At 44.4% G+C, this 21,733-nt stretch carries 29 protein-coding genes; 11 read left to right on the plus strand and 18 right to left on the minus strand.

The annotated features are described in order from the left end of the window. Positions 1-3: 3 nt before the first annotated feature. The 10 genes from L2I46_RS22075 to L2I46_RS22120 form a co-directional block, all read right to left on the minus strand. Positions 4-3,384, minus strand: coding sequence for a hypothetical protein (locus L2I46_RS22075; protein ID WP_014839963.1), 3,381 nt, complete (start codon positions 3,382-3,384; stop codon positions 4-6). Between the two features lie 63 nt (positions 3,385-3,447). Next, a complete protein-coding gene (locus L2I46_RS22080) occupies positions 3,448-4,692 on the minus strand; it encodes a site-specific DNA-methyltransferase (RefSeq protein ID WP_017901019.1) in 1,245 nt (414 codons plus the stop codon). Positions 4,693-4,952: 260 nt separating this feature from the next. After that, on the minus strand, positions 4,953-5,198 hold the full coding sequence (locus tag L2I46_RS22085; protein ID WP_024266234.1) for a hypothetical protein: 246 nt from the start codon (positions 5,196-5,198) through the stop codon (positions 4,953-4,955). A gap of 21 nt (positions 5,199-5,219) precedes the next feature. Further along, positions 5,220-5,867 (minus strand): hypothetical protein, encoded by a 648-nt coding sequence (locus L2I46_RS22090; RefSeq protein WP_014839962.1) that lies wholly within the window; start codon positions 5,865-5,867, stop codon positions 5,220-5,222. Between the two features lie 27 nt (positions 5,868-5,894). Beyond that, entirely contained in the window at positions 5,895-6,209 is a 315-nt protein-coding gene (locus L2I46_RS22095; protein WP_017901020.1) for a hypothetical protein, read from the minus strand. A 356-nt stretch (positions 6,210-6,565) separates the two neighbouring features. Beyond that, positions 6,566-7,090: a hypothetical protein gene (locus L2I46_RS22100; protein ID WP_017901021.1), complete on the minus strand. Its 525-nt coding sequence runs from the start codon at positions 7,088-7,090 to the stop codon at positions 6,566-6,568. Further along, the gene (locus tag L2I46_RS22105) at positions 7,077-7,337 is read right to left on the minus strand and encodes a hypothetical protein (RefSeq protein ID WP_024266227.1); all 261 of its coding nucleotides are present in this window, start codon (positions 7,335-7,337) and stop codon (positions 7,077-7,079) included. The genes L2I46_RS22100 and L2I46_RS22105 overlap by 14 nt, the downstream gene beginning before the upstream one ends. A gap of 145 nt (positions 7,338-7,482) precedes the next feature. Beyond that, a complete protein-coding gene (locus L2I46_RS22110; RefSeq protein WP_017901022.1) occupies positions 7,483-7,857 on the minus strand; it encodes a hypothetical protein in 375 nt (124 codons plus the stop codon). 11 nt (positions 7,858-7,868) lie between these two features. Continuing rightward, positions 7,869-8,204 carry a hypothetical protein gene (locus tag L2I46_RS22115; RefSeq protein ID WP_017901023.1) on the minus strand — a complete coding sequence of 112 codons (336 nt, stop codon included), beginning with the start codon at positions 8,202-8,204 and terminating at the stop codon, positions 7,869-7,871. Positions 8,205-8,214: 10 nt separating this feature from the next. Next, positions 8,215-8,526, minus strand: coding sequence for a type II toxin-antitoxin system RelE/ParE family toxin (locus L2I46_RS22120; protein WP_014839961.1), 312 nt, complete (start codon positions 8,524-8,526; stop codon positions 8,215-8,217). Between the two features lie 270 nt (positions 8,527-8,796). Here L2I46_RS22120 and yfaE point away from each other — a divergent pair, with 270 nt between their 5' ends. From yfaE to L2I46_RS22155, 7 genes are all read left to right on the plus strand, one after another. Next, positions 8,797-9,069 carry a class I ribonucleotide reductase maintenance protein YfaE gene (yfaE, locus tag L2I46_RS22125; protein WP_017901024.1) on the plus strand — a complete coding sequence of 91 codons (273 nt, stop codon included), beginning with the start codon at positions 8,797-8,799 and terminating at the stop codon, positions 9,067-9,069. 321 nt (positions 9,070-9,390) lie between these two features. Next, entirely contained in the window at positions 9,391-10,005 is a 615-nt protein-coding gene (locus L2I46_RS22130) for a hypothetical protein (RefSeq protein ID WP_014839960.1), read from the plus strand. A 64-nt stretch (positions 10,006-10,069) separates the two neighbouring features. Then, positions 10,070-10,507 (plus strand): hypothetical protein, encoded by a 438-nt coding sequence (locus tag L2I46_RS22135; RefSeq protein WP_017901026.1) that lies wholly within the window; start codon positions 10,070-10,072, stop codon positions 10,505-10,507. Between the two features lie 106 nt (positions 10,508-10,613). Further along, positions 10,614-10,769 (plus strand): hypothetical protein, encoded by a 156-nt coding sequence (locus L2I46_RS22140; RefSeq protein WP_024266223.1) that lies wholly within the window; start codon positions 10,614-10,616, stop codon positions 10,767-10,769. Between the two features lie 15 nt (positions 10,770-10,784). Further along, on the plus strand, positions 10,785-11,093 hold the full coding sequence (locus tag L2I46_RS22145) for a hypothetical protein (protein WP_017901027.1): 309 nt from the start codon (positions 10,785-10,787) through the stop codon (positions 11,091-11,093). Between the two features lie 164 nt (positions 11,094-11,257). Further along, positions 11,258-11,923 (plus strand): hypothetical protein, encoded by a 666-nt coding sequence (locus tag L2I46_RS22150; RefSeq protein ID WP_017901028.1) that lies wholly within the window; start codon positions 11,258-11,260, stop codon positions 11,921-11,923. A 44-nt stretch (positions 11,924-11,967) separates the two neighbouring features. Continuing rightward, positions 11,968-12,267, plus strand: a complete 300-nt coding sequence (locus L2I46_RS22155) for a hypothetical protein (protein WP_017901029.1) — start codon at positions 11,968-11,970, stop codon at positions 12,265-12,267. 441 nt (positions 12,268-12,708) lie between these two features. Here L2I46_RS22155 and L2I46_RS22160 read toward each other — a convergent pair whose 3' ends face one another. Beyond that, positions 12,709-13,026, minus strand: a complete 318-nt coding sequence (locus tag L2I46_RS22160) for a DUF3846 domain-containing protein (RefSeq protein WP_017901030.1) — start codon at positions 13,024-13,026, stop codon at positions 12,709-12,711. A 28-nt stretch (positions 13,027-13,054) separates the two neighbouring features. Further along, positions 13,055-13,303, minus strand: a complete 249-nt coding sequence (locus tag L2I46_RS22165) for a hypothetical protein (protein ID WP_017901031.1) — start codon at positions 13,301-13,303, stop codon at positions 13,055-13,057. A gap of 573 nt (positions 13,304-13,876) precedes the next feature. On the opposite strand from L2I46_RS22165, the gene L2I46_RS22170 reads away from it, so the two are divergent. Then, positions 13,877-15,079 (plus strand): type II restriction endonuclease, encoded by a 1,203-nt coding sequence (locus tag L2I46_RS22170; RefSeq protein WP_017901032.1) that lies wholly within the window; start codon positions 13,877-13,879, stop codon positions 15,077-15,079. A gap of 91 nt (positions 15,080-15,170) precedes the next feature. On the opposite strand, the gene L2I46_RS22175 is transcribed toward L2I46_RS22170, so the two are convergent. The 4 genes from L2I46_RS22175 to L2I46_RS22190 all read right to left on the minus strand — a co-directional run bounded on the left by L2I46_RS22175 (position 15,171) and on the right by L2I46_RS22190 (position 18,144). After that, on the minus strand, positions 15,171-16,586 hold the full coding sequence (locus L2I46_RS22175) for a DNA cytosine methyltransferase (protein ID WP_017901033.1): 1,416 nt from the start codon (positions 16,584-16,586) through the stop codon (positions 15,171-15,173). Positions 16,587-16,719: 133 nt separating this feature from the next. Next, complete coding sequence (locus L2I46_RS22180; RefSeq protein WP_024266216.1) at positions 16,720-17,154, minus strand: hypothetical protein; 435 nt, start codon at positions 17,152-17,154, stop codon at positions 16,720-16,722. A gap of 32 nt (positions 17,155-17,186) precedes the next feature. Next, positions 17,187-17,501 (minus strand): hypothetical protein, encoded by a 315-nt coding sequence (locus tag L2I46_RS22185; protein ID WP_017901035.1) that lies wholly within the window; start codon positions 17,499-17,501, stop codon positions 17,187-17,189. A 199-nt stretch (positions 17,502-17,700) separates the two neighbouring features. Beyond that, positions 17,701-18,144, minus strand: coding sequence for a hypothetical protein (locus L2I46_RS22190; protein ID WP_017901036.1), 444 nt, complete (start codon positions 18,142-18,144; stop codon positions 17,701-17,703). A gap of 269 nt (positions 18,145-18,413) precedes the next feature. Here L2I46_RS22190 and L2I46_RS22195 point away from each other — a divergent pair, with 269 nt between their 5' ends. Continuing rightward, a complete protein-coding gene (locus tag L2I46_RS22195; protein WP_017901037.1) occupies positions 18,414-19,124 on the plus strand; it encodes an RES family NAD+ phosphorylase in 711 nt (236 codons plus the stop codon). A 37-nt stretch (positions 19,125-19,161) separates the two neighbouring features. Here L2I46_RS22195 and L2I46_RS22200 read toward each other — a convergent pair whose 3' ends face one another. Continuing rightward, positions 19,162-19,803: a hypothetical protein gene (locus tag L2I46_RS22200; protein ID WP_014839959.1), complete on the minus strand. Its 642-nt coding sequence runs from the start codon at positions 19,801-19,803 to the stop codon at positions 19,162-19,164. Between the two features lie 129 nt (positions 19,804-19,932). On the opposite strand from L2I46_RS22200, the gene L2I46_RS22205 reads away from it, so the two are divergent. Together L2I46_RS22205 and L2I46_RS22210 are read left to right on the plus strand one after the other, a co-directional pair. Further along, positions 19,933-20,292, plus strand: coding sequence for a hypothetical protein (locus L2I46_RS22205; RefSeq protein ID WP_017901038.1), 360 nt, complete (start codon positions 19,933-19,935; stop codon positions 20,290-20,292). 356 nt (positions 20,293-20,648) lie between these two features. Beyond that, positions 20,649-20,855: a hypothetical protein gene (locus L2I46_RS22210; protein WP_017901039.1), complete on the plus strand. Its 207-nt coding sequence runs from the start codon at positions 20,649-20,651 to the stop codon at positions 20,853-20,855. Between the two features lie 168 nt (positions 20,856-21,023). Here the strand turns inward: L2I46_RS22210 and L2I46_RS22215 are convergent, their stop codons facing one another. Beyond that, the gene (locus L2I46_RS22215; protein WP_017901040.1) at positions 21,024-21,608 is read right to left on the minus strand and encodes an HNH endonuclease; all 585 of its coding nucleotides are present in this window, start codon (positions 21,606-21,608) and stop codon (positions 21,024-21,026) included. Positions 21,609-21,733 lie beyond the last annotated feature (125 nt).

The raw sequence follows: 21,733 nt of genomic DNA on the forward strand, positions 1-21,733 counted from the left end.
CTCCTAATACCATCTTTCGTTAATACCTTCTGGCGTATTAAATATGTCACCAGAGGTGTTTTTCCTAACTGTATTATCCTGCCTCAGGATATGCATAATTGCCGCCTCCCTGCTATCAAAACTGTGTCTGGTAACAGTATTTACAGGGGCATCAATATTGCTCAATGATACATTCGAGTCAGTCCCTTTTGGACAAATGTCGAACCAGTGGTGAATACGGTAGATTTCACCACTTGATTTCAATACCGGCAGTGGCCCTTCTGACAGCGACTTAGGCAGCATAACTTCGAATACATCAACGCCAGACGACTCCTGTAGATGTGAAGAACCAAGGAGTTTGTCTATGATAAACTCATCCTTATCGTCTTTTAGGTTATCGGCAATATAAATCCGACGATGTACCCCACGTTCAGCTTCCTCAATGACAAAATATAAACGGTTTTCTATCATCTGAAGCTGGCTGTAAGCACTGTAAGACAGAGAACCATATTTCACGCTATCCATTTCAACATTGCGATCTGCACTGAACATCCCGATGTCGGGAGTTTTGTTAGCCATGCCCAATGCCAGCCGGTTCCCCCGAGTTTCAAGCCTTTCGAGTTTTCCTTCCTGATGAGCAAAGCGTGATACATACTCCTGAAAAAGTTCCTTTTTCAGGGATTCGCTGGCGTTGTGATAAAAATACCCTGCGGCCTCACTCTCTGTAGTGACGTAGATATATTGCCAGTCTCCCCGGTCAATGTAGATGCCTACCGGTATCATCAATCTCGGATGCTGCACCTGGCCCCCGGTTTTGCGGTAATCATTCATTTCGCAGTAGGCCGTCATCCATTCACGTACCCCAGCCTCAAATTCAGCAGGGTTAGCCGGAGACAGTTTTCGCAGGTCCTCTTTACCTGTCTCAATGTATTCAAAAGCTCTTTGTTTTTCGTGGAAGCTGGAGAACACTGATTTCAGCCCTTTCCACTCATTGGCCTCCGGCCATTCATAGAGGGTTGTTTCGCAGACACTATTTTTGCTTAGCAAAGCAGGCTTGCTGGAATCCAGAGTCAGCCCTTTTGCTGACATTTTGAAGGTCAGCAGCATGGCCCACTTATGTTTTTCCACGCGATCATCACGTTCCTCGTCTGTAGGGGTTACGTACAGAGCCAGTCTGGCATTTGTCATGACTATCAGACGTAACGGTTTGCTACCCCGGGAGATGGCCATCTCCACTGCGGCCTCTTTATGGCTCAAACCGCGCCAGGCGATCAGGTCCATCATGCCAAGTAATGCCTTCCAGCTTTTCTCGTTGTCAATTCCTTCACTAAGCGGCTGACCTTTTTTGTCAGCCCGCCAGGTGATAACTGTCTTGTCGACGATTTCAGCACGGTTAGCTTTAGTGCCTATGTTGCCATCAACCAGCGCTCTGAGGAGCTTTTGTCGATATGGCATCTCCTGCTCTTCTTCCGCTCTCAGGACAGCTGAAAGGCGTTTGAAGAGCTTTATGTAGTACATAAAATCCCTACGGCTGGAGCGGCTGTTGATGTAATAATCCAGATCATCGGCTTTTACCGCGTCCAGACAGAGGAATCCCACGCTGCTGGCGTCATCCCACGGATCACGCTGAAAATTCGTGAGGGATACTTTCGCATTAAATTCACGTACATCATTAGCCCGGGTGCGACGGTAGATATCTTTTTTGACCGGAACCTCCACGCAAATCTCATTGTTGCGGGTAAAGGCCACTGCCATTCCCTCATCATCGATGAAATCGGCGGTAAAATAATAGGATCGGTAACTGGTACCAGTATCGACTTTCACAACACCTGGCGCGGTATTTGGTGTACAAACAGCTCTCCACTCGCAGAACACCCTTGAACCTGAGCGCAAATGGCTATTGGCCTGGGTTATATACTCCTCAATAGAGGGGCGCACTTTCGCATCAGGATCGTCCAGAAGACCAGTACCATCATGATCGTAAATGAATCGACAATACGTCTCCTGGAACGCCATAGAGACGAAACTTAAGCGGTCCTGAGGGTCGTAGAACTCGCCAAAGAGCTTAAGCCGGTGGTCGAGCCCGCAGCACAGGATAAGAAACCGGTAATAATGCAGAGCAACCATCTCATGGGCTTTGAGTTTGTCCGTGTAGGACACGTCATTGAACGTCACCTGCGAACCGTCAACGCCACGAAAGATATTTCCCTGCTCATCGGTGGTCGGGAAAAGCGTATGAGCGCCGAGGTGAGATTCAACACCGGAGTAGACCTGGAACAGCCGTTCGCCGTCCCGAACCATCAGGAAAACGGTCTGGTTTTTGGCATTAAGCTCCCAGTTCGCCCAGCGGTCCTGATAATCAATATAGCGCCGGGTCGTGGTCATACAGACCACGCAGCGCTGTGACGGGAAGATCTGCTCCACCAGCCCCGGATGGTTCTTTAATGCCTGGAAAAAAAGTGGCAGCTTTTCAAAATCAAACCATTCACCGATATCGAGAAAAACAGCGGTTTCCTCGTCGACGGCCAGCTTACGCTGTACGAACGTTAAGGGAATGTGTGCCGGTGCTGAATCGCCCTCTCTGATCGTGTTAACCACCACATCTTTACCGATGTAAAGGTCAAGGGACTTGATACCGTCCATCAGCTTATTCAGCGTTTCACGACTATCTTCAGCAATAGCCAACTGTGCGGCGGCCGACTCTTCCAGATAGGGTGTAATAGCCATGACGGCTTTCGAAATCACAGAGTTCTTTTCTTTGATCCAGTCGATTTGGGCCTGCGCGATTTCATGTCTGAACTCAACTGCCTGCTTGAGCTGTACTATTTTTGTTTCATCTATTCCGGAAGAAAGAGCGGAACCGAGAGATGCTAACTCCGTAGATGACGACAGGCCCGGAACCATAGGCAGTTGTTTTTTCTCATCCCCAGGAGCTGATGAACTGGCTTTTTTCGCTTCAATCCTGCCAAGAAGTTCCGTACGCAGAGCATCAGGATCGGACATGGTGTCGGTCATTTGCTGTGTCAGCTGGCTAACCCGGTTTTGAGCGGCCAGCAGTTCCTGACCACGGATTTCCTGCCCGTCATCGGCAAACTCAAATTTGTCCAGAAAATCGTCGAACAGAAAGCGGTGTTCTTTAAACGATTTCGTCGTGCTGTAGCTACGGCCAGCAGCATCGGTGAATTTGAAAACAAAGTTTTTGTCGAATTTTGACGGATGGGTGCGGAGGATCACGGTATGGAGTGCATTATCGACCCAGCGAAGCGACTCAATCAGCAAAACCTCATCCTGCTCTATACGTTGTTCAGGAATCGCGTTTTTGGCACGCCAGTATTGCCCCCCCTTGAGGGAGTAGAATTTATGAAATTGTTCCGGCTGCTGTTGGTGCGGGATAATGTCAGGCATATTGCCATCTCCTGTGATCGTTCACTCCACGATGTGCAGAATGAAAAATGTTCTAACGCCCGCTTACGCGAACAACTCGCCGTTATCAATAATCGGGTTCATCTCAAATCCCGGGAAGTCAGAAAAAAAGCCGGTGGCTGAAATTCGTAACCATTCCAGAATACTATCAAAACACATCCATCTGCGGTTGAGCCGTTCGGCGGCAAGGCCTGTTTTTAGAGAGCCAGCGAAAGGATCAACCACCAGCTCGTTTTCTTCCGTCAGAAACCGTATGAAGAAGTCGGGGATGGCCGTAGGGAACATCGCCCCATGTCCAGGAAGCCCTAACCGTTTAGCTTCCTTGTGAAAGCGGCGAGTGTCAGCACACGCATGGCCTCGGATTATCACATTTTTGGGAATAGCCCCGTCAGTGGATTGAGAAAAGGCACCTGGTTTCACGACATGGGCTCCGTCACCGTAGATGGTCGTACGGTTCTCTCCGCCTCTGGCAACCAACGCGCTGTGGCTCTCTGTATGGGGCTGCAAAACGCGCTGGTTACAGGAACGGACAGCATCAGGATTATTGGTCAGCCAGAAAATAATTTCATGACCGGCCAGCAGCTGAACTTTCTTACGGCAGGCCCAATATGTCGGTGAGGGTGGTTTGCTCATATTCACCCACGGCACCCGGTCCATCAGGTAGAGGTCAAGTTTTTCGCACAAGGCCAGTAGCAGGCGCTCCGGGTAGAGGGAACGTGAAGGCTGACCCGGATTAAAAATATCCTGACCGATATTCAGCACGACAGAACCACCGTTAACCAGCTGGCGGGCGATTGGTCTAATGGCTTCCACGATGAAATCAATATAGTCACTGTCGTTTTTGAAGGCTGCGGCATAATCCCGCTGCTTTCTGAGTGGATACGGTGGAGATGTCAGGCAGAGATGGACCGGTTCGGTATTGCCAGGCAACACCATTGTAGAGTTGCCTAAAATCGCTACCCCGAGATCTGTACTGAATGCCACTATACGTGTCCCTTCCCGCGCTTCGGAAAGTCCGGAATTTTTTTTCCTGCAGTGACGCCATAGAGAGCGGCCGGAGCTTAAACGTTCGATGACGTTCATGGCTTTTAGTGTCTGTTGGAACCAACGGATACGGTGTTTAATTTTGTTATGAGGAACACCGGCCAAACCGAATTTTTCTTTTGAATTGAAATCATTATCTGAAATTGAAAGGCGAGACTGTACCTCCCGATACAACTCATCATTGGTGAGTTCACGGTCAGCATCAGAGTAAATAGTTTCAATTAAATCCAGGTTCAGACGAGACATAACATACCCCTGTTGAATTCGTAAAATCATTATCTCATATTTATAATTGAGTGCCAGGGGTGATTTTCATTAGATTAAAAAATAATCCGATAAAAAATTATATGATTTATAAACATCCACTGTTTATGGATGTATAACTTTCGAATCCCCAAAAACCATTTCCCTTTGATTGCAGTGTTAGATGGAATTCTTGTTATGGCTACGAGAACCCCTGTGTTAGGGGGGGGCTCGATAGCGTCATTTCACGCAAACAGTTAGTTTTAGCTGGTGGACATTTTAGGTAATGTTGCACACAAAAAACATAATAAGTTATCCTGAGCTTCCTCAAGAACATCATGGGCGACGTCATGGGACATCCTTCCATTTTGAAACTTAACATTATCACTGGATAAGATTTTTTTCGCCCATTCTATATTATAAAAAGCGAAACAGCTTTCCTCAGTTTTTAGGAATAACTGGCCTCCATGTTTGATAAACTCGTTGTTTCCTAAAAATGTTGTTTCCATAGGTACAACCTATAAATGAATTTAATTATTGACGGCGTTAATCCGCTCTTCCGGGGTATTCCCTAGTTCCAGCATTTGTCCGGCCCCGTTGATGAGAATTTTCTTTCCATGCATAATCGTTGCCATTGCACGCCAGGCATCACCACCATTTTCTCCCCAACGCTGAATTCCTGCTTGTTCCATATCATCTTCACAGGCAAAGAAACGGGAACCAGGTAGTTTGGCCGGGTCAAGATTCAAAGATAAATCACTCTGAATACAGATGCCGTTTTGTGTCATAAAAAACAGGTTGCGTAATGCCTTTTGTTCGCTGGAAACAGAGCTGCCGTCCGAAAGAAGCTGGTGGGTTGTTACCACAACACGAGAAAGGTTCGGACAGAATGGCGTAGCGGCGATAAGCAACACTCTGGCATCAGAAACGGCATAGATACCAAGAAGTTCAGACAAAATCTCACGCTGAGAGGGAACTGAAAACACCAGAACATCATCACCGCGAACGCTGTCCGCATCAATGCCGCTGCTAGTGAGGATGTCCAGCAGTACTTTGCTGCCGCTGGATTGCGGATCAATCCAGGTACCTTTCCTTTGACTATTTAATGTAGTTATCCAGTGTTGAGGAGCATTACCGTTAAAAGTAAAAGTGATCTTTGCACTGTTTTCTGTCGACATATCGCCTCACTGATAGCTAGTGTTGGGTTAATTAAGAGGGCCAGTATAGTCAGTCATAGTGGCAACCCCATTCTCCTTAGTGAATGTTTCTTTTATTGTTTCAATAAGTTGCTCGACTTTTACATCAGAAAGTGACTCTGCATCAATACCGAGTCCGTTTGGAGCTAAATATTTATTATTGAAATGAATGAGTTCTTCACGGTTCGAAGGGATATCATTCAAATTTACGATAACAAAATCTTCGCATATTCTTTTTACAGCTAGTTTTCCATCTACAACTTCTAAATGAAGAGCTTCTTTGTCTTTGACTGAAATCGCTTTGCTGACATCTTTGTTCGTCATGTTTTACCCTTGTGTATGGATTGATAATAAACTAATAGCACCAACAAAAACGCTAAAGGTTGCACCCTGGCTTGGCATCATTAAAAAATCTAATGCCTCGTTTTTAGATATCATTAGTTTATCCTTGATAATTTAGTAAGAGAGTAACAATTCAGGGCAAGCTGTGTTATTCACTATAAAGCTATTATGCCAGAAATAAATGCTATGACCAGGGGTGAAATGAGATTGAAATGGAAATAATTTGTTTTTGCCCAGTGTTTATGACTGATTGTTAGTTTCATTTAAAACTAGCGCGTGCGGATAAAAACCGGACACCGGCTATTGCTAATGTCCAGTTCTGTAGCCATGTAGCATTATTAAATAAGTTGTTTATTATTAATATATTTTTCGTAAAGCCGTGCTAGTTCTTTGTGTCTCAAACAAACCACACGATATAGATTTCGTCTTTCTGTTTCTGGCAATAACCGATATACCGCAAGGAGTTCTTCGGTATCACTATTGAAAACCGCATTATTATTGACCGTTGAAAGAGCCTGCCCCTGCTGCTTGTTATCGAGTTCACTGATATCTTTCAAACGCAAACTGAAGCTTTTTGCCAGAACGGAGATTTCTTCAGGGGGAAGATTCTGCAACTCTTTCGTCAGGCCTTCACTGTTTGCCTTAAGTGTTTCATCCTCACCGGAGACAAAGCCCCGAATCCATTCCGTCGATACTCCGACTGCACATGCGATGTTGTGCAGGGCTGTCTCACTGGCGACCCCATCCTTGAACCAGGACTCCACTACAACAGAATCGGTACCGGCGATTAGTGCAACATCATCTGTCTCCATCTTGTGAGATGACATAATTTGAAGCAAATTAACAGGTTTAAAAGGCACCATTTTTTTCTTCCCCGGCAATCAAATAACTAATTAAAGCAAGACGTTGGGCAGTTTCAGTAGGATCCGGTGAGTGGTATTCATAGTCAACGGATGTTTTGTCCAGAGGCCCACCACGAAGTTGGTCAATCAGGTCGTTATTTGATCCTGGTTTAAGAATGCTAATTGTGTTTTGTTGGCTCTGGCCTGATTTAACAGAATCATCCACACCTTTGCCGCTTGCATTATTCTGATTGTCGTCGGAAGTCATTTATACCTCTATGGCGGTTAATTTTTTTTGTTCTCTCTGTGTTTGATTCAATGATGTTAACAGATACTAACGGATACTTTCTCGCTGGAAAACAGGAAATACTGCAGCGGATAAGAATTATTTGGGAAAGTAACTTTTCTGGCAGTTAATGACAGCTTGTTACCTCACTGCCCGGGGCGCAATCCTGTTTTTGCTTCAGCTGCTGCGTGTATATCCCTGCATCTAAAATCTGTTGGCCGTCATCACAAATCAGAACAACGACCGGATAGCCAAAACCGCTGATTTCAGCTGATTGCTGGTCAACCAGCTCGCACTGTGTAAAGTCCCTGGCACCTGGCAATAACTCATCCTTACCTGTCGCAACAGAGTTCTCCAGCGTATGAAAAGCAATACAGATCACAAGAGCGCTGATAGTCAACGTCAGGGCCATAGGGCTACGTCTGCGCCATGCAAAAACGAAACCACAGATAATGCAAACCGCAATCAGAAAAAGGGCCAGATAATAAATTTTCTCTAACATGGTAGTCCCATTCAAACGCTTTCAATATGTGAGTCAGCATTCCGTGTACCGCATAGCTTTTTACGACTGGCTATACGCTGCTTTATACGTTCACGTGCTTCAGCTATCTCATCGATGCAAAGCATCTGACCGGTTAAAAGGATATGCCTTTCCTCGCGTTCCGCATCCGACAGAAAATCAATCGGTGTTCCTGTGTAATCAGGAGGCAAAGGTAACGCCTGCTCCCAGCGAGATGCTGCCAATATAGCGAGGCTGTCCAGGCGAAACTGCACCCCTTCCCGACCTAAGGATGTAAACAGATCGATAGCCCGGACTTCGTCATTAGGACGTGCTGTGCAATGCTGCATAAACGAATCCTTACGCATGGGCATGAGCGGTAAGTTTCACCCGGTTTGCGCCACCATCGGCCCAGGTGAACAGCAGACGATATTTTGAAGAGACACGGATAGATGACATATCTCCCGCCCTTTCACGTTCTCGTAAACGTGTATGGTGAATTTTTTCATAGTTACGACTTTTAAGACGGATCAGGTCAGCTTCGCTTGCCGCATTATGCAGCTCCTCAAGCGCCCTTTTCAGACTGTTGGTAATATCCGTTGGAAGACCTGACTGCGATTTCCCGCTCTTAAATAACTTCTCAAGGTTCTTTTCTTCAAATGAATGGATCATATTTTCTCCTTTGTTGAATACATGATTGCATATTAAAACGCTGCATCAAGGGGTCATTTTTAGTTTGAGCGTGAAAATTTAAAATTATTTTTCATAAACACCCGCCATTTATGATTGTGGTTTTCCAATGTGGCTGGCTCTGATGTGATAATTTCTGAATATTTCTGATGATAAAACTTTTCCGGGTTAATTTTCACTCATCGCATAATTAGGGGGTTATGGTAGCCTGGTAAAATGATATAATATGATAAAGATAAAAGGGGGCGGCTTATGTCAGGTTATATCAATTGTCAGACTATCTTTGCTGAGAAAAGCAAAATGCTTATAACCTCTGAAAATAGTGCAAACTCTATCCTGGAGCAACTAGAGTCGGCGGGGGTTCCTGTTGAATCACAATGCCGTTCAGGTTTTTGTGGTGCATGCAGGCTCAAGAAAAAATCAGGAAAAGTCACTTACAACTGCTTCCCCCTGGCTTACGTAGGTGCGGATGAAATTCTGCCATGCTGCTGTCGTCCCTGTGGCGATGTTGTCCTTGATATTTGATAATTTACCCTGATTGCTATGCTATAAAAGCCGGGAGGGGGTTATGGCTAAGAAAGGAAAAGAAAAAATCGTTCAGGAGGCTCTGTTAAAGGGTTATACCGTAAAGAGAAGTGGAGATCGGTTTGAAGTTTCTAAACCAGGAAAAAAATAATTAGCCTGGTGATTTTGCCAGATGGTACAGCCTATCGCGGTGATGTAGATCTGACCATTACCAAAACGATATGGACACAGAAACAGATGAAAGAAGTTCTTGGGCTTACTGCCGCAAAAAAGTAACTTTCTTTGATTGCAGTAACCATCCATAACACGAGAGGGACCACGATGTCGGACCAGGCTAAGTATTATGATTATTACCTTGTTGAAGGACCAAAGGTTAAGGAGTTAATTCAGTCCTATGAAACTGTCGGAGAGCAACGTTCCATGGTTATTGATGAAGCCTGCAGGTCAGTCGGGGCAATTGCATTCATTAATTCATACGGATTGGGAGATAAAGGGGATAAATTGCGTGCCTTTGCCTGGGATGCTGAGTGTACCTTTCCGTGCCCCATAACGATTAAAGAGCGATCTATATTCAATAATAAACCGGTGATAGTTGTACGCGGCAAAGGCAACACAAAGGAAGGTCGCGACTACAATAAAAAACTGGATTCGGTTATTAAATCAGCAAATGAAAGGCTCGGTTCGTATCCTTGTTGGGAATCTTACATTATCAACCACTATGGCGTGATGCGAACAGCACAAGGCGGTCCATCCTCCTTCCGCAAGCATGCAACGGCTATGCTGACAACGAAATGCGGTATGCTCTTTGAAAGAAATGATGCTCTGGTATTTTGCATTCCGAATAGAGTTGATGGATTCAAAAATGAAGTGTCTATTCCCCCTGATTTTATAAAATTAACCTATGGACAGTATTATGATATGACTTCAAATCAATGATTTTTAATATATTTAACATTACATCACAAGCAACATTTTTTGTTTGTAGGGAAAAGGAAAGGATATGAGTGATTTTTATTATATCGCTATATTTTCATTAAATGTAATTCTTGACATCATTGTATTGTTGATGATTGGTAGAGTGATGATTTCTTCCCTATATAACAGAAAGGACGCCATATTCATTATTGTTAACATCACAGGTTTATTCCTTGTACTCATAGGTATAACCTTGATAGCATACAATATGTTCTATAAGCATGAGCATGTATCATACAGTGTGATTACACTGTTCGTATCGGCTGGACTTACTCTCTTAATTTTCGCCATTATGAATTTAATCCCAGCATTGAGATGTTTGAATCCTTCCGCCCCCTTCTCCTCAGGATTCAGAAAGATAGTTGTAAATGAAGCCTTAAAAGAAGTGGCATTAAGTATTATTTTATTTCTATTGTCGCTGGTAATGTTCTTTAACGCACGCTTGTTGTTAAACACGATTTAAAGTTGCTAAACAATAGCATTAAAATATTTCTTGTTTAGTAATTAGGGGGTTGATGGACGAGTCAAATAGAGTAGGATAACACTAATAAATTAAAGTGAGGTGTGTCATGAAACTTGAACAAAATGAAAACTGGCAGACTCGTTCTCGTGGTGATAACGACAGTGAATACCAAATTTACCTTGCTTGTGCAGATAATGGAAAAGGTATTGACGTCACTACCGGAAAGCCACTAAAAACTTACGATGAATGGTGTAACAGCTGATAAAGGGAGCCATGCATGGGTAAGTTTTATTGGGCAATTTGTCATCACTGTGAAGGCCACGGTACCATTGACAACCCAGCGTTTTCGGATGGTTTTACCAGCGCTGAGCTTTACGAAATGGAGCCAGAGGAACGGCACAGGATAGTAAACGGTACATATGATGTTGCCTGCACCACCTGTAAAGGCAGTGGGAAAATTAAGGTCCCCATTATCAGTGCTCTGACTTTTGGGGAAAAAAGAGCTCTTGTCGTAGAACGCCGCGAACGTCGTGAGTTGGCGGACTTAGCTCAAATGGAAAAAATGGAACGGATGATGGGATGCTGATAGCCTCTACCCCCCCCTATCTGTTAAAGGGGGGGGATGCTTAGGCTAACTAAAGAAAATAAAAAGTTCTAAATCCTTTTTATGGTCAGCAAAGACCGGAAATCGACAGAATTTTCCTTTACGATCGTGAAACTACTCACATCTCAAAAATTCAGGAAGCTATTATGAAACCCTCAAAATTTTCAAATGTTCCCCGTGCCCTACTGCCCGCCCTTCTGCTGACGATATTCATGAGTTCTGGTAGCGTTGCTCGCAGTATTGATGAGCCACCCATAGATACATTTTCATCTAATGATTCTCGACCGTTGAAACACATTAGCGAGCTGATTAATGAGCGAGACACTGCCTCAGCGAAGATTTCAGAGGAGTACGCAGGTCATCCAGATTTGGATGAACTGTCAAATAAAACGTCTACGATGTTATTGAAAACAGTTAAACAAAGTGACATTGAAGAACTTAATTCTAACATTAAGAATTTAATTGTAATTCTTGAAAGAAAAAACAAAGAGACGGATATTTCGAGCGCTGGTGCGGAACTCAATAAATTAATGTTAAAAAAGAGTGAGATAAATGAAGCCCTGGAAACTCAAACCGCCATTGAAAAAGACGCTCTCTTTCGTTCGGCAAAATTAGCAGGTCATCAGGACATGTATGATGTCGGAAATGAGTTTAAGGAACTTGAAAACTTGAAAAAATTGAGCATAAAGCTCGAATTTTATATAAATTGCATTCACCTTTTTATTCTTTCTGTGAGTTTGATTTTATTGACTGCATTGATCGTGTATGAGTACACCCCGTTCAAAAAGTTACTGTCAAAGCTAAAAAAGTAATGTGAAATTAGAATCTGGTCGATAATTAAATTTAGAGGGTATGAATGAGTATGAAAAACAGCAAAGAGGATTGGTATTTAATTCGCAACCTTAAATGGTTGAGTCCGCTTGTTATTCTTTCTTTTTGCCTGTTAAGCTCACAGGTATACGAGATTTTAGGTGAAAACAATGTTATCCCTGAGTATATTATAAAAATCATTGCGGCAATCGCACTATTCATCAGTGCATTTAACGCAAGAATGACCCCAACCATTTCAGCCAGAATATTTATCATCACGATCTATATGTTGGGTGCTAGTGTGTTAGTTTTTTTTCTTTTCAATTTTCTTAAGGGTAATGTTTAATCGCCCTTTGGATAATGCTTGAGGTTTAATCAAATGATTTCTAACGTACCAACGGGTCGACTGGTAAAAGTCATTAGGGCAACGGCCAGGGGTAGTGACTATCTGGGGCCCTGTGAGATTTGCTCGAAAAATATGCCAGAGTCGTATGCGGCCCGCTATGGAAGGGAGAGAATGAGAGAAAATGGAGTTGTGTATATCGACAAATCAGGCGGTAGCACATACGGGCATAAAGAATGTTTAATGGCAATGGTTGATGTTAAGCCTGATGCCTTAGCACTCCATCCTGGTAGCGAAAAATCCAAAAAGTAACTTTCTTCTGTCTGATGGTACTCCACTTAAAGCCTGGTTCCGGGCTTTTTATTTCAAAAAAAAGCCTGTCATCGACAGGCAAATTTAACTAACGAACATTGAATAATAACGAGAATAGTGTATCACAAAAAGTTACTGAAATTCGTGTTCTTCAAGCATCAATGCATCACCGACGATGTAATCATCATGCCTGATAGCAGTGACTGCCATAAGGGTCGCATTGTTGTTAATTGGCAAAGATAGAAGCTTCCCTTCTTCATTGATAATTAACCAGGTGTAACGCGTATCTTCATGTACGATAACAGGATTAAGTCTCACTGCCTGAATGTAACCGCCTACCATTTGTTGCATATCGGCGAGCGAGAATACACCTTCATTATCACGGCTACCGTCAAGGTCCTGAGGGGATAGCTTTCGAATACTATCATCTGCTGAAATCAGTAATGCCATAGGTTCTTCCTTTCCAGGGATGCTGTCGTCATTCGTCTTTGGCTGTATGCATTTTTTCAATGAACGGGATAACCCATGGTTGAACATAGTGGAAATACTGCTCATTGGTGGTTTTTGCGTCAGAGTCAGGTGCCTTCTCTACCTTTGTCATTGTATTGAAAACAACAGCATTGTTCACAGACTCCAGAATAATACGACACATTTTTATATTACCCGTCTCTCCTTCTACAGATGCCTGGTAATTCAATTCAGCAGCAATCTTATCTCGGATTTTCATATGTTACCTTTTAGAGTGATACGGGATTAGTCTATTTTTCCACATATAAATGTTTAGTCAATATAATCCCGGTTTTGATTGTGAAAAATAATATTGATCATGCCTGTTTCAGACGTGCATGAACGATTTTAATGCTATTTCATGTGAGTCTGTCATTGATGATGAATATCGCGCATCTCTATTCTTACATTTTAAGTTGCTTCGTCAATCCCCTGATTTGTTCGTATGCTATATTTAAATGCTGGAGGAGTCCTTCATCTCATAAACAGTGAGAAATTATATGAAATACACATCGCCATTTTTTTCTGACTGATTTTTTTAATGATGTAGCGTACGTTGAGGAACATGATGTGAAGGTAGTGTTGATATACAGTCCGGGTAACTAACGATTTTATAAATTATTAAGGTTTAGTATTAGTGTATTTTTATGAGCATAACCTTTTGAACGTATAAGCAATTCACTGTTAATCATCCCCTCACTCCAGCCCACTCCGATTCTTTTAGCCTTGCTTCTAACCTCAGGATCCGTAACATCTTTCATAAACAGTGAATGTTTATGATGGAGTAGTTTGGATGAGTATTCTGGCTGAGTGGTTGCAAGAAAAATGCTCTGCTAATGTCTGGGTATACGTGAAGCGTCTATCCGCGAACGATACCGGCGCGACAAGATCCCACCAGTCTGGTCTTTACATGCCAGGGGCAGTCATTGATGAGCTGTTCCCTTCACTCCGTGATACTCAGTTAAGAAATCCAGAAGCACTTTTTTCAGTGCACATGTCATCTCATCCTGATTGCCCTGACCTTAATGATGTAAGGGCCATTTACTATAACAATAAGTTTTTCGGTGGCACCCGGGATGAAAAACGGCTGACGGGCTTTGGTAGACAAAATCCGCTCCAGAATCCGGAGAATACAGGAGCTCTGGCCCTTCTCGCGTTCGACCATATCCCCGGCACATCTTCCAGTTATTGCGATGTCTGGGTCTGCAAAGACCTGACCGAGGAGGAGGTTCTTGAACCTATTATTGGAGAAGTTATCCCGGGAGGAACAATATTTGGTCCTGGAGACAAAATAATTGGGGGATTCGTTACCGAGCACTCCCCAGCCAGGACCAGGTATGAGCTGCCGCCGGAATGGGCCCATCACTTTCCTTCAGGAAGGGAAATTATTGGTTTTGCCGCATGTCATTACGATAAAAAATCTGACGATCCGGACACTCAACTGACGTGGCGGCGGAAAATTGAGTTTGAAATTTTTCTAGCCGTTGAGGAACTGCACGTGCTGGGTCAGATAGCCGAAGGCTTTGCCACGGTGAATGATTTTATTACGCTTGCTAACTCAGTGAGTAACCGGAGGAAGTCTCGTGCCGGGAAAAGTCTTGAGCTCCATCTTGAATCTCTTTTCAAAGAACACGGTGTAATGAGCTTTGAAACTCAGGCTATCACGGAAGGTAAGAAAAAACCCGATTTCATCTTTCCTTCCGGTGCTGCCTATCGCGATCCTTATTACCCTGCTGAACAGTTACGCATGTTGGGGGTTAAAACCACCTGTAAGGACCGCTGGCGGCAGGTACTGAATGAGGCTGACAGAATTGATACAGTACACCTGTTCACCTTACAGCAGGGCGTATCTGTGGCACAGTTCAGGGAAATGCAGTCTGAGGGGATACGGCTCGTTGTACCGGTAGGGTTGCATAAGGCCTTTCCCGAGGAAATCAGGGGTGAGCTAATGTCACTATCTGCGTTTATAGATGAACTTAAAAAACTCTATTGGTGACATCCCCCCACATCTGGCGAGAGTCGTATGCGCAATGGGATGATACCAGCATAGATATTTGAAGAGCCCCTTGGGGCTCTTTCAATACCTTCTATTTCCGCGCCTTCACAGCCTCGATGATCCGTGACTCCAGCAATTTCGCTACTGCATCGAATACCGGCACGATGACGGAATTTCCGAACTGGCGGTAAGCCTGAGTATCGGATACGGGGATTCTAAAAGTTACTTTCCCTGGCTGCTCAAATCCCATTAGCCGGGCACACTCACGCGGTGTTAGACGACGAGGACGTCGGGTCATGTTCTCTGGGTCGTTAAAGTTCTTTTCACCGAGTTCGCTATCCCAACCACGATCAACGAGCGATTCTGAACCATCCTTGTGATATCTCGCTGATATTGTGCGAGAAATTGCATCATCATTTTCAGGCTTCACCAGTCCAAAACCAAAACCATTGCCTTTCTCTTGGTGTTTTTTGGCGTACTTATAGAGATAATCCCACAGCTTTGGCGTTAGTGTATATTTATCTTCTACTTCACTATCAAGAAGCTCTCTGAACAGGACCTTTTTTTCCGGGTACAGAGAAGAAATGTCACCAAGACTAAATCCCTGGCTTAAATTCAGGTCACGTCTGAACCCCACCAGAACAATACGCTCCCGGTGTTGCGGGATGAAATGTTTACCATCTATAACTTTTGGATCTTCGGCACCTGTTGCTTCAGCGTCGGCGACGTCGTAACCGAGTTCATCCAGGGTATCCATAATGACGCGGAATGTTTTGCCTTTGTCGTGGCTCTTGAGGTTCTTGACGTTTTCCAGGACAAAGATGGCTGGCTTTTTCGCCATGATGATGCGGGCCACATCAAAGAATAGGGTCCCTTGGGTGTCACATTCAAAACCGTGTTTACGGCCAAGTGAGTTTTTCTTACTGACACCGGCAAGGCTGAAAGGCTGGCATGGAAACCCAGCTAACAGGACATCGTGATCGGGTATCGATTTGTCGATATTGGCGTAGGCGGCTTCTTCGCTGACATCATCTTTATGACTGAGCGTGACATCCCGGATGTCTGAATTGAAGATATGTGCGTCGGGGTCACAGTACCAGTTAGCCTTATAAGTCTTGACTGAATAGCTGTTCCATTCACTGGTGAAAACACACTTGCCGCCAATGGCCTCAAATCCATGACGGATGCCGCCGATACCGGCGAAGAGATCGATGAAGCGAAATGCATAATCGGGGTGGTTAGCAGGCGGCTGAGGGAGCATCTTTTCGAGCAGAGACGCTTCGGTTACTGTGAGCGAACGAGGTCCACATTTACCATTAATCCAGCGGTTCAGGGTCTCCCTGGTCCAGTCTGAATTACCCAGCTTACGGAGAAGCTCTGCAACGAACTTCTGATCATAAATTTCCAGGACTTTACCTATCAGTGTCAGGTCCCGTTGCTGTTGCTTGGCCTCTTCATTTCGTGCTTCTTCTACCAGCTCTTCTGCAAGGGATTCAAATTCAGACATTCTTACCTCCAAAGGTTATATGAGTGATAGTCTATCACTCATATAACCCAGGGGGAATGATATCTGGGTTTTTAACCAGTACAAAGAGCTCTGGCGAGCCAGGACTCCTGTTCTTTGTCATTTCTTACAGGGCTCACGGCTGGTTATATTCTGAACGCTGACTCTCTATAATCTGATGAAGGGTCTCATGAACATGGTCATCAATGGTGATTTGGTGGCCCTCAATGTACTCTGGAGCATCCTTTAACCCTTTGTATACGATTTTGTCCATGCCAAACTGATCTGCCGTGATATCGACAACAAAGAGCATTCCATGTACGTTGGCAACAACCCAATAATGCCCCTTCATACCGGCTGCAGTTAGAATTCCACCATCACCAACACCATCTCCACCGGCGATACGTGTCCTGACACCTGAATATTTCTCCAGGAGCATGGAAACCAGAATCGAACCATACATACAGGTTCCTGTGGTATCAGCAGTATTGAGGCTACTGGAGATTACATTTTCAAAAATCCGCCGGGACATCTCCACGACTTCACGCGGAGGCGAGAATTGTTGCGTCACTTTCCCCCCTCCCTACTGTCAGCTCAATTAACCTATACGTTCTCATTCGTCCTGTCTTGAATGTGTTTAGCAATCAGAGCTATTTCGGAACTTCGGTCATTCAGAAGACCACTCAGGTCATCCCATATTCCAACTGGAATTGGTCTGTCACCAGAAAGCCACTGACGGATGCGCCTGCCGTCTGACAGGCCAAGGGCTCTGGCGAGTTCCGTTTGCCAGCGCTCACCAAACAACAACTGACCAGCACTGATGAGTAATGCCCTACTATCGTCTTTCACATTGGTTGATTTCATCTCTGATTTCATCTCATCGGGAGAGCCCCAATCCTGCGTAATGCCGAAATACATTCATCAACGCCAAAAAGGGCTTCAGCTGGTGGTTGCTTGCCTGAGAGCTGGCAGGCGGTGCAGGCTGCATGATATGCGTTAGCTCGCTCCCGGTGAAGAGCCTGGAGAGCGACTACAACCAGAGTACGGTCGTCACCTGTTAAATCGTCAAGTTTCATATAAGCCTCAGATGTTATGGGTCTGTTGGTACTTAGAATGGTTAATCCTTGTTAATGCCGTTCGCTGAAAAGTCCTGAACAGTTCCTGTCACTGCAGAGAGAAGCCGGAGGATGTTCTGTTCTCCGATGACGGCAAGTGCGGTCGGCATCAGTCCGAACTTATCACTTGTCAGGCCAATCGCCATTTTATGCTCGCTGTGACGATTAGCAGACTCAATACGGTCTATGAAGACGTTCACGCATCCATCAATACCATGTGATTTTGCAGCTTCGGTCATATCCCTGGCGTGGTCCCCGTCCAGAACGAAAAAGACACGCTCATCCAGAACCAGAGCTGTTGTGTCGCAACCGTATGCTGCTGATGAAAAGTTATAGCTGATATGAAAGCGCTCAAATCCGCGAGTCATATTGGGCGCTGGTGTATTGATCACAGGTATAACATCTGAGGTAAAACCCAGTTCAGCTAATTGAGGGATAGTTGACATGAACGCCTCCTGAGGCAGTTATTGGGCGGCTCGGTAGCCTTCCCTTTCAACATCAATTGTACCTTAAATTAGGTACAATGCAAGCTACTATTTATACTCTAAATTCATCTGGAAGATAAACCATATTTATATGAAACATATGGTTTTTTTGGATATAATATCAGCGAGACCGCAGGTCTTATTCGTCCTTGAATGACGATACTTCAGGGACATTTTATAAATGAGAATGGAGAAAGCCTATGGCCTAATCTGTTGTAAGGAGGTGTTTTATGGATAAATGGATTTTTGAAGAAGATAAAGTGACGCAGGGAATTGTAGCGTTACAAAAGGTAGGGCGTATTCCGACAGTGACAATCAATCCGGCTTCGGCTGTTTTGAAGCGTCACCAGAAGAAGTGTTATGCAAGTGCAGTACAGTTCAGTGCGCCAGTGTTATTTGAAGAGTGTGGACGCTACAACCCACCCGGTGGTTCGATTGCCGTGTGGTACGCTGCAGACTCATCATTAACGGCAGCGGCGGAAGCATACGGACGTTTACTTCATTTGGGTGGTCCTGTTAATTACCCAGAGAAAGTCTTACATCAGCATTATATGTGCTCGATAGATGTCAACAGAACGGTGAAAGCGATCGATATTGTTGGTTTATGCCAGCTGCTTCACATTCCACCTGACAGCGTTGAAAACGAAAACTATACCTTCACACAATGGCTGATGTCGTATTTGCATACGCATTTTGGAAGTGATTTTGATGGGATCTCTTATTCAGGAAGACACTATCGCTGCAAGCGTTGTTATGCTTTCTGGGAAATGCCAGGTAAGCCGCCTGCTTTCACTGATACTCCCGGGGGGATGGTGCCCTATGCATCTTACAGGGAGACAGATACAGGAATTTTCCCTGCAGGTTGGCCTGGTACGTTCATGACCGGCGAAGAGATGTTTGAGGAATTACTAAACTTCAAAATTATGTCCGAACCGAAGTAACTAAAGAGGGGCGCGGTATGCCCCTCTTTTCTTTAACTCAGCTGGCAACATGGCTACCGAATAGTCGTGCGGCTCGAACGGCCAGAGCCAGTTCATCTTCAGCTGCGCCATCAGTCAGGATCTGGATGGGTGTTTTGGTTTGCTCATCGCTGACCGCAATCGGAGCTTTGAAAACCTCCAGCCGCAACACCGGATGGGTATCCTCATCGAATGCGTCCATGATGTCTTTAAATCCCGGTCTCAGACCTTCATCAGTAAACTGGAAGACCGGGAACATAAAGTCACCGTTTTGCTTAAAGGCCAGAAGCTGATTCTTCTTCACCCGGATGTTCACTGCCTGTCGGGTAATCCCCAGTATGTCCGCCACATCATTGACTTTAAAGGTACCGCCTATTTCCTGAAGGCTTCTGTAAAAAGCTTCCAGATTTTCACGACGGCGATGAACCTTACGCATTTCATACTCAGATGCGTGCGTTTTTTGTTGCATTTGCACAGAGTAAAGTAACTGCATCAATGAGCCATCATCCAGTGTGATCGCTTCCATGGCCTGGGATTTGTCCTCAAACTCAGGCATCAGAGACAGTGCGATATTGTTTATTCTTTTCAGTAGATTGCGCTGAAAGTCCGTCAGATTATCATGAGTATCTGGTAGTTTTTCAGCTGTGGTGTTTTTGTACATAAGCCACCTCCATTTGACGATTATTGTATATCCATTATGGGGAATGGTCAAATCAGGTGTTTGCCGACTTCCAACTTTCAGGGAATCTCCGTATGCTCTGCGGGATTAGTACTCACGGGATACGTTATAATGTTTAAAAACCTTGCCGAATATCTACAGTCACAACGAAAGATTGAGGAAGCACAGAAACGTAAACTAAACCTGTTAAAGCTTACCGTCAGAAATGGTGACGAAAGGGAGATAATCGCTGCCCTGATTGATATTGGAGCAACTGGAGTAGACTTTAAACAAACGTCTTTCGACTACATCTATGAGTACTTTTCCTCTGCCCGCATTATCGATGTTCTGGTGATCATGTTACTTCTAAACATGAAACATCCTCTCTCTGAAGGTGCAATAAAAAAAGCTTACGCAAGGCAGTCCGACAGTGAGGAATCGAGATCTGCTTACATAAGCCTCATAGTAGACACTATTGAGAAGCGCTGGTAGAACCCGTAGTGCAGGGTCAACAGGACTCCCCTTTGTTCTCTCTATTCGATTTATTCAATAAAGCCCTCTTTATTGAATAAATCTGTCGGAAGTATTGGCGCGAGTGGAATTTGACTGGGCATAGTAGAGTCCATTTTGCATGACTAATTACATCACATGGTTAACGATTCGAGATAGAAGTATGACCAGGCAATGCCTGTAACTGAACAGTTTATATAACAATGAACAGGAATGATGCCAGAATATTATCTGGTTATACTGGCCTGCGCCACGGGTTATTTTAAGGATATGTTGAGATGCATGGTGACGACTGATATATTGTTCTAAACAATTTATCTGACAACAGAGAGATGACAATGGAAACTTTCGATATTCATGAGGTAGAAGAAAACCGAGCTAAACTAAGAGCTGGCAGAGGAATCGTCAGGATCGAATCCTCGATGACAGATGAACATATCGGTAAGTTGATTAGATTGAAGCTGGAACAGGCTTGCGGGGCGGATATTACTGTAACTTATGATTTAATCACCGATGAAATGCAACGAGCAGCTCAGGATTTTTGATATTATCAGGATGTCTTCATTCGTTAGAAACGTATTCTTACCGAAGGTAGTAATATCCTCCTGAAATTAAACATTAATACTAAAACTGCAAAATACCTCTTATTCTCTCGCAACCTGGAAAGATAAATAAACACCAACGTTCGGAAGGGCGATTGACTATCAATCAAATCATCTGGAGACCGGAGCGACCTGCCGGTTCTCCATGAAGTAGGATAGTTGGGGCTCCAGAGGCTCCGAAGCATCATAGACCTCAAACCAGAACACGACAGGTCTCTCTATGACCGTCACTAGTCCGAATCGTTGGGCGGTGCGGAAGTTGACAGAGTAGGCTTGAGCTCGTTCAGGCTGGTGGGCTATCTGTTTCCTGAATCCCTCGATTGAAAATGTCGCTTTAAACAGGTTGCATGGAGAACATGCTGGGAAAAGATTTTCTAAATCATGCCGCTCGGGATGGAATACTCGTCCATTGTTGCGTGCAACGTGAGTCACCCGACTCCCCTGGGGCGCGCGAACTATATCGAAATCTCTCCGTACTGGCTCTACATGGTCGGCGTGCCAGCCCTTTTCCTTCAGCTCACACCCGCAATAAGCACACCGGGCAGCAAATTTCATTCTGAGTGCTGCTCTTTGAGCTTTGGTGATTTTCGTTTTGGGTTTTTGTGTATTGCTCTGCAGCTCCGCTTTATTTGAAATATTATTGCGAGAGTGCAACTCTATGAGCTCTCCTCCCCTTTTGATAATCTTTTCAGACATAGTCCCCCCAGAAAGTAACTTTCCGAAATTTGATAACTGACACTTAAAGAAACGATGCCAGTCCTTTTTATTTTTAAAAAACCTTTAGGTTAACGACCACCTTTTTCTTAATGAATAAGAACCAG

Origin of the sequence: Klebsiella sp. 2019SCSN059 (assembly GCF_021739525.1) — a bacterium.
Lineage (GTDB): Bacteria > Pseudomonadota > Gammaproteobacteria > Enterobacterales > Enterobacteriaceae > Klebsiella > Klebsiella quasipneumoniae.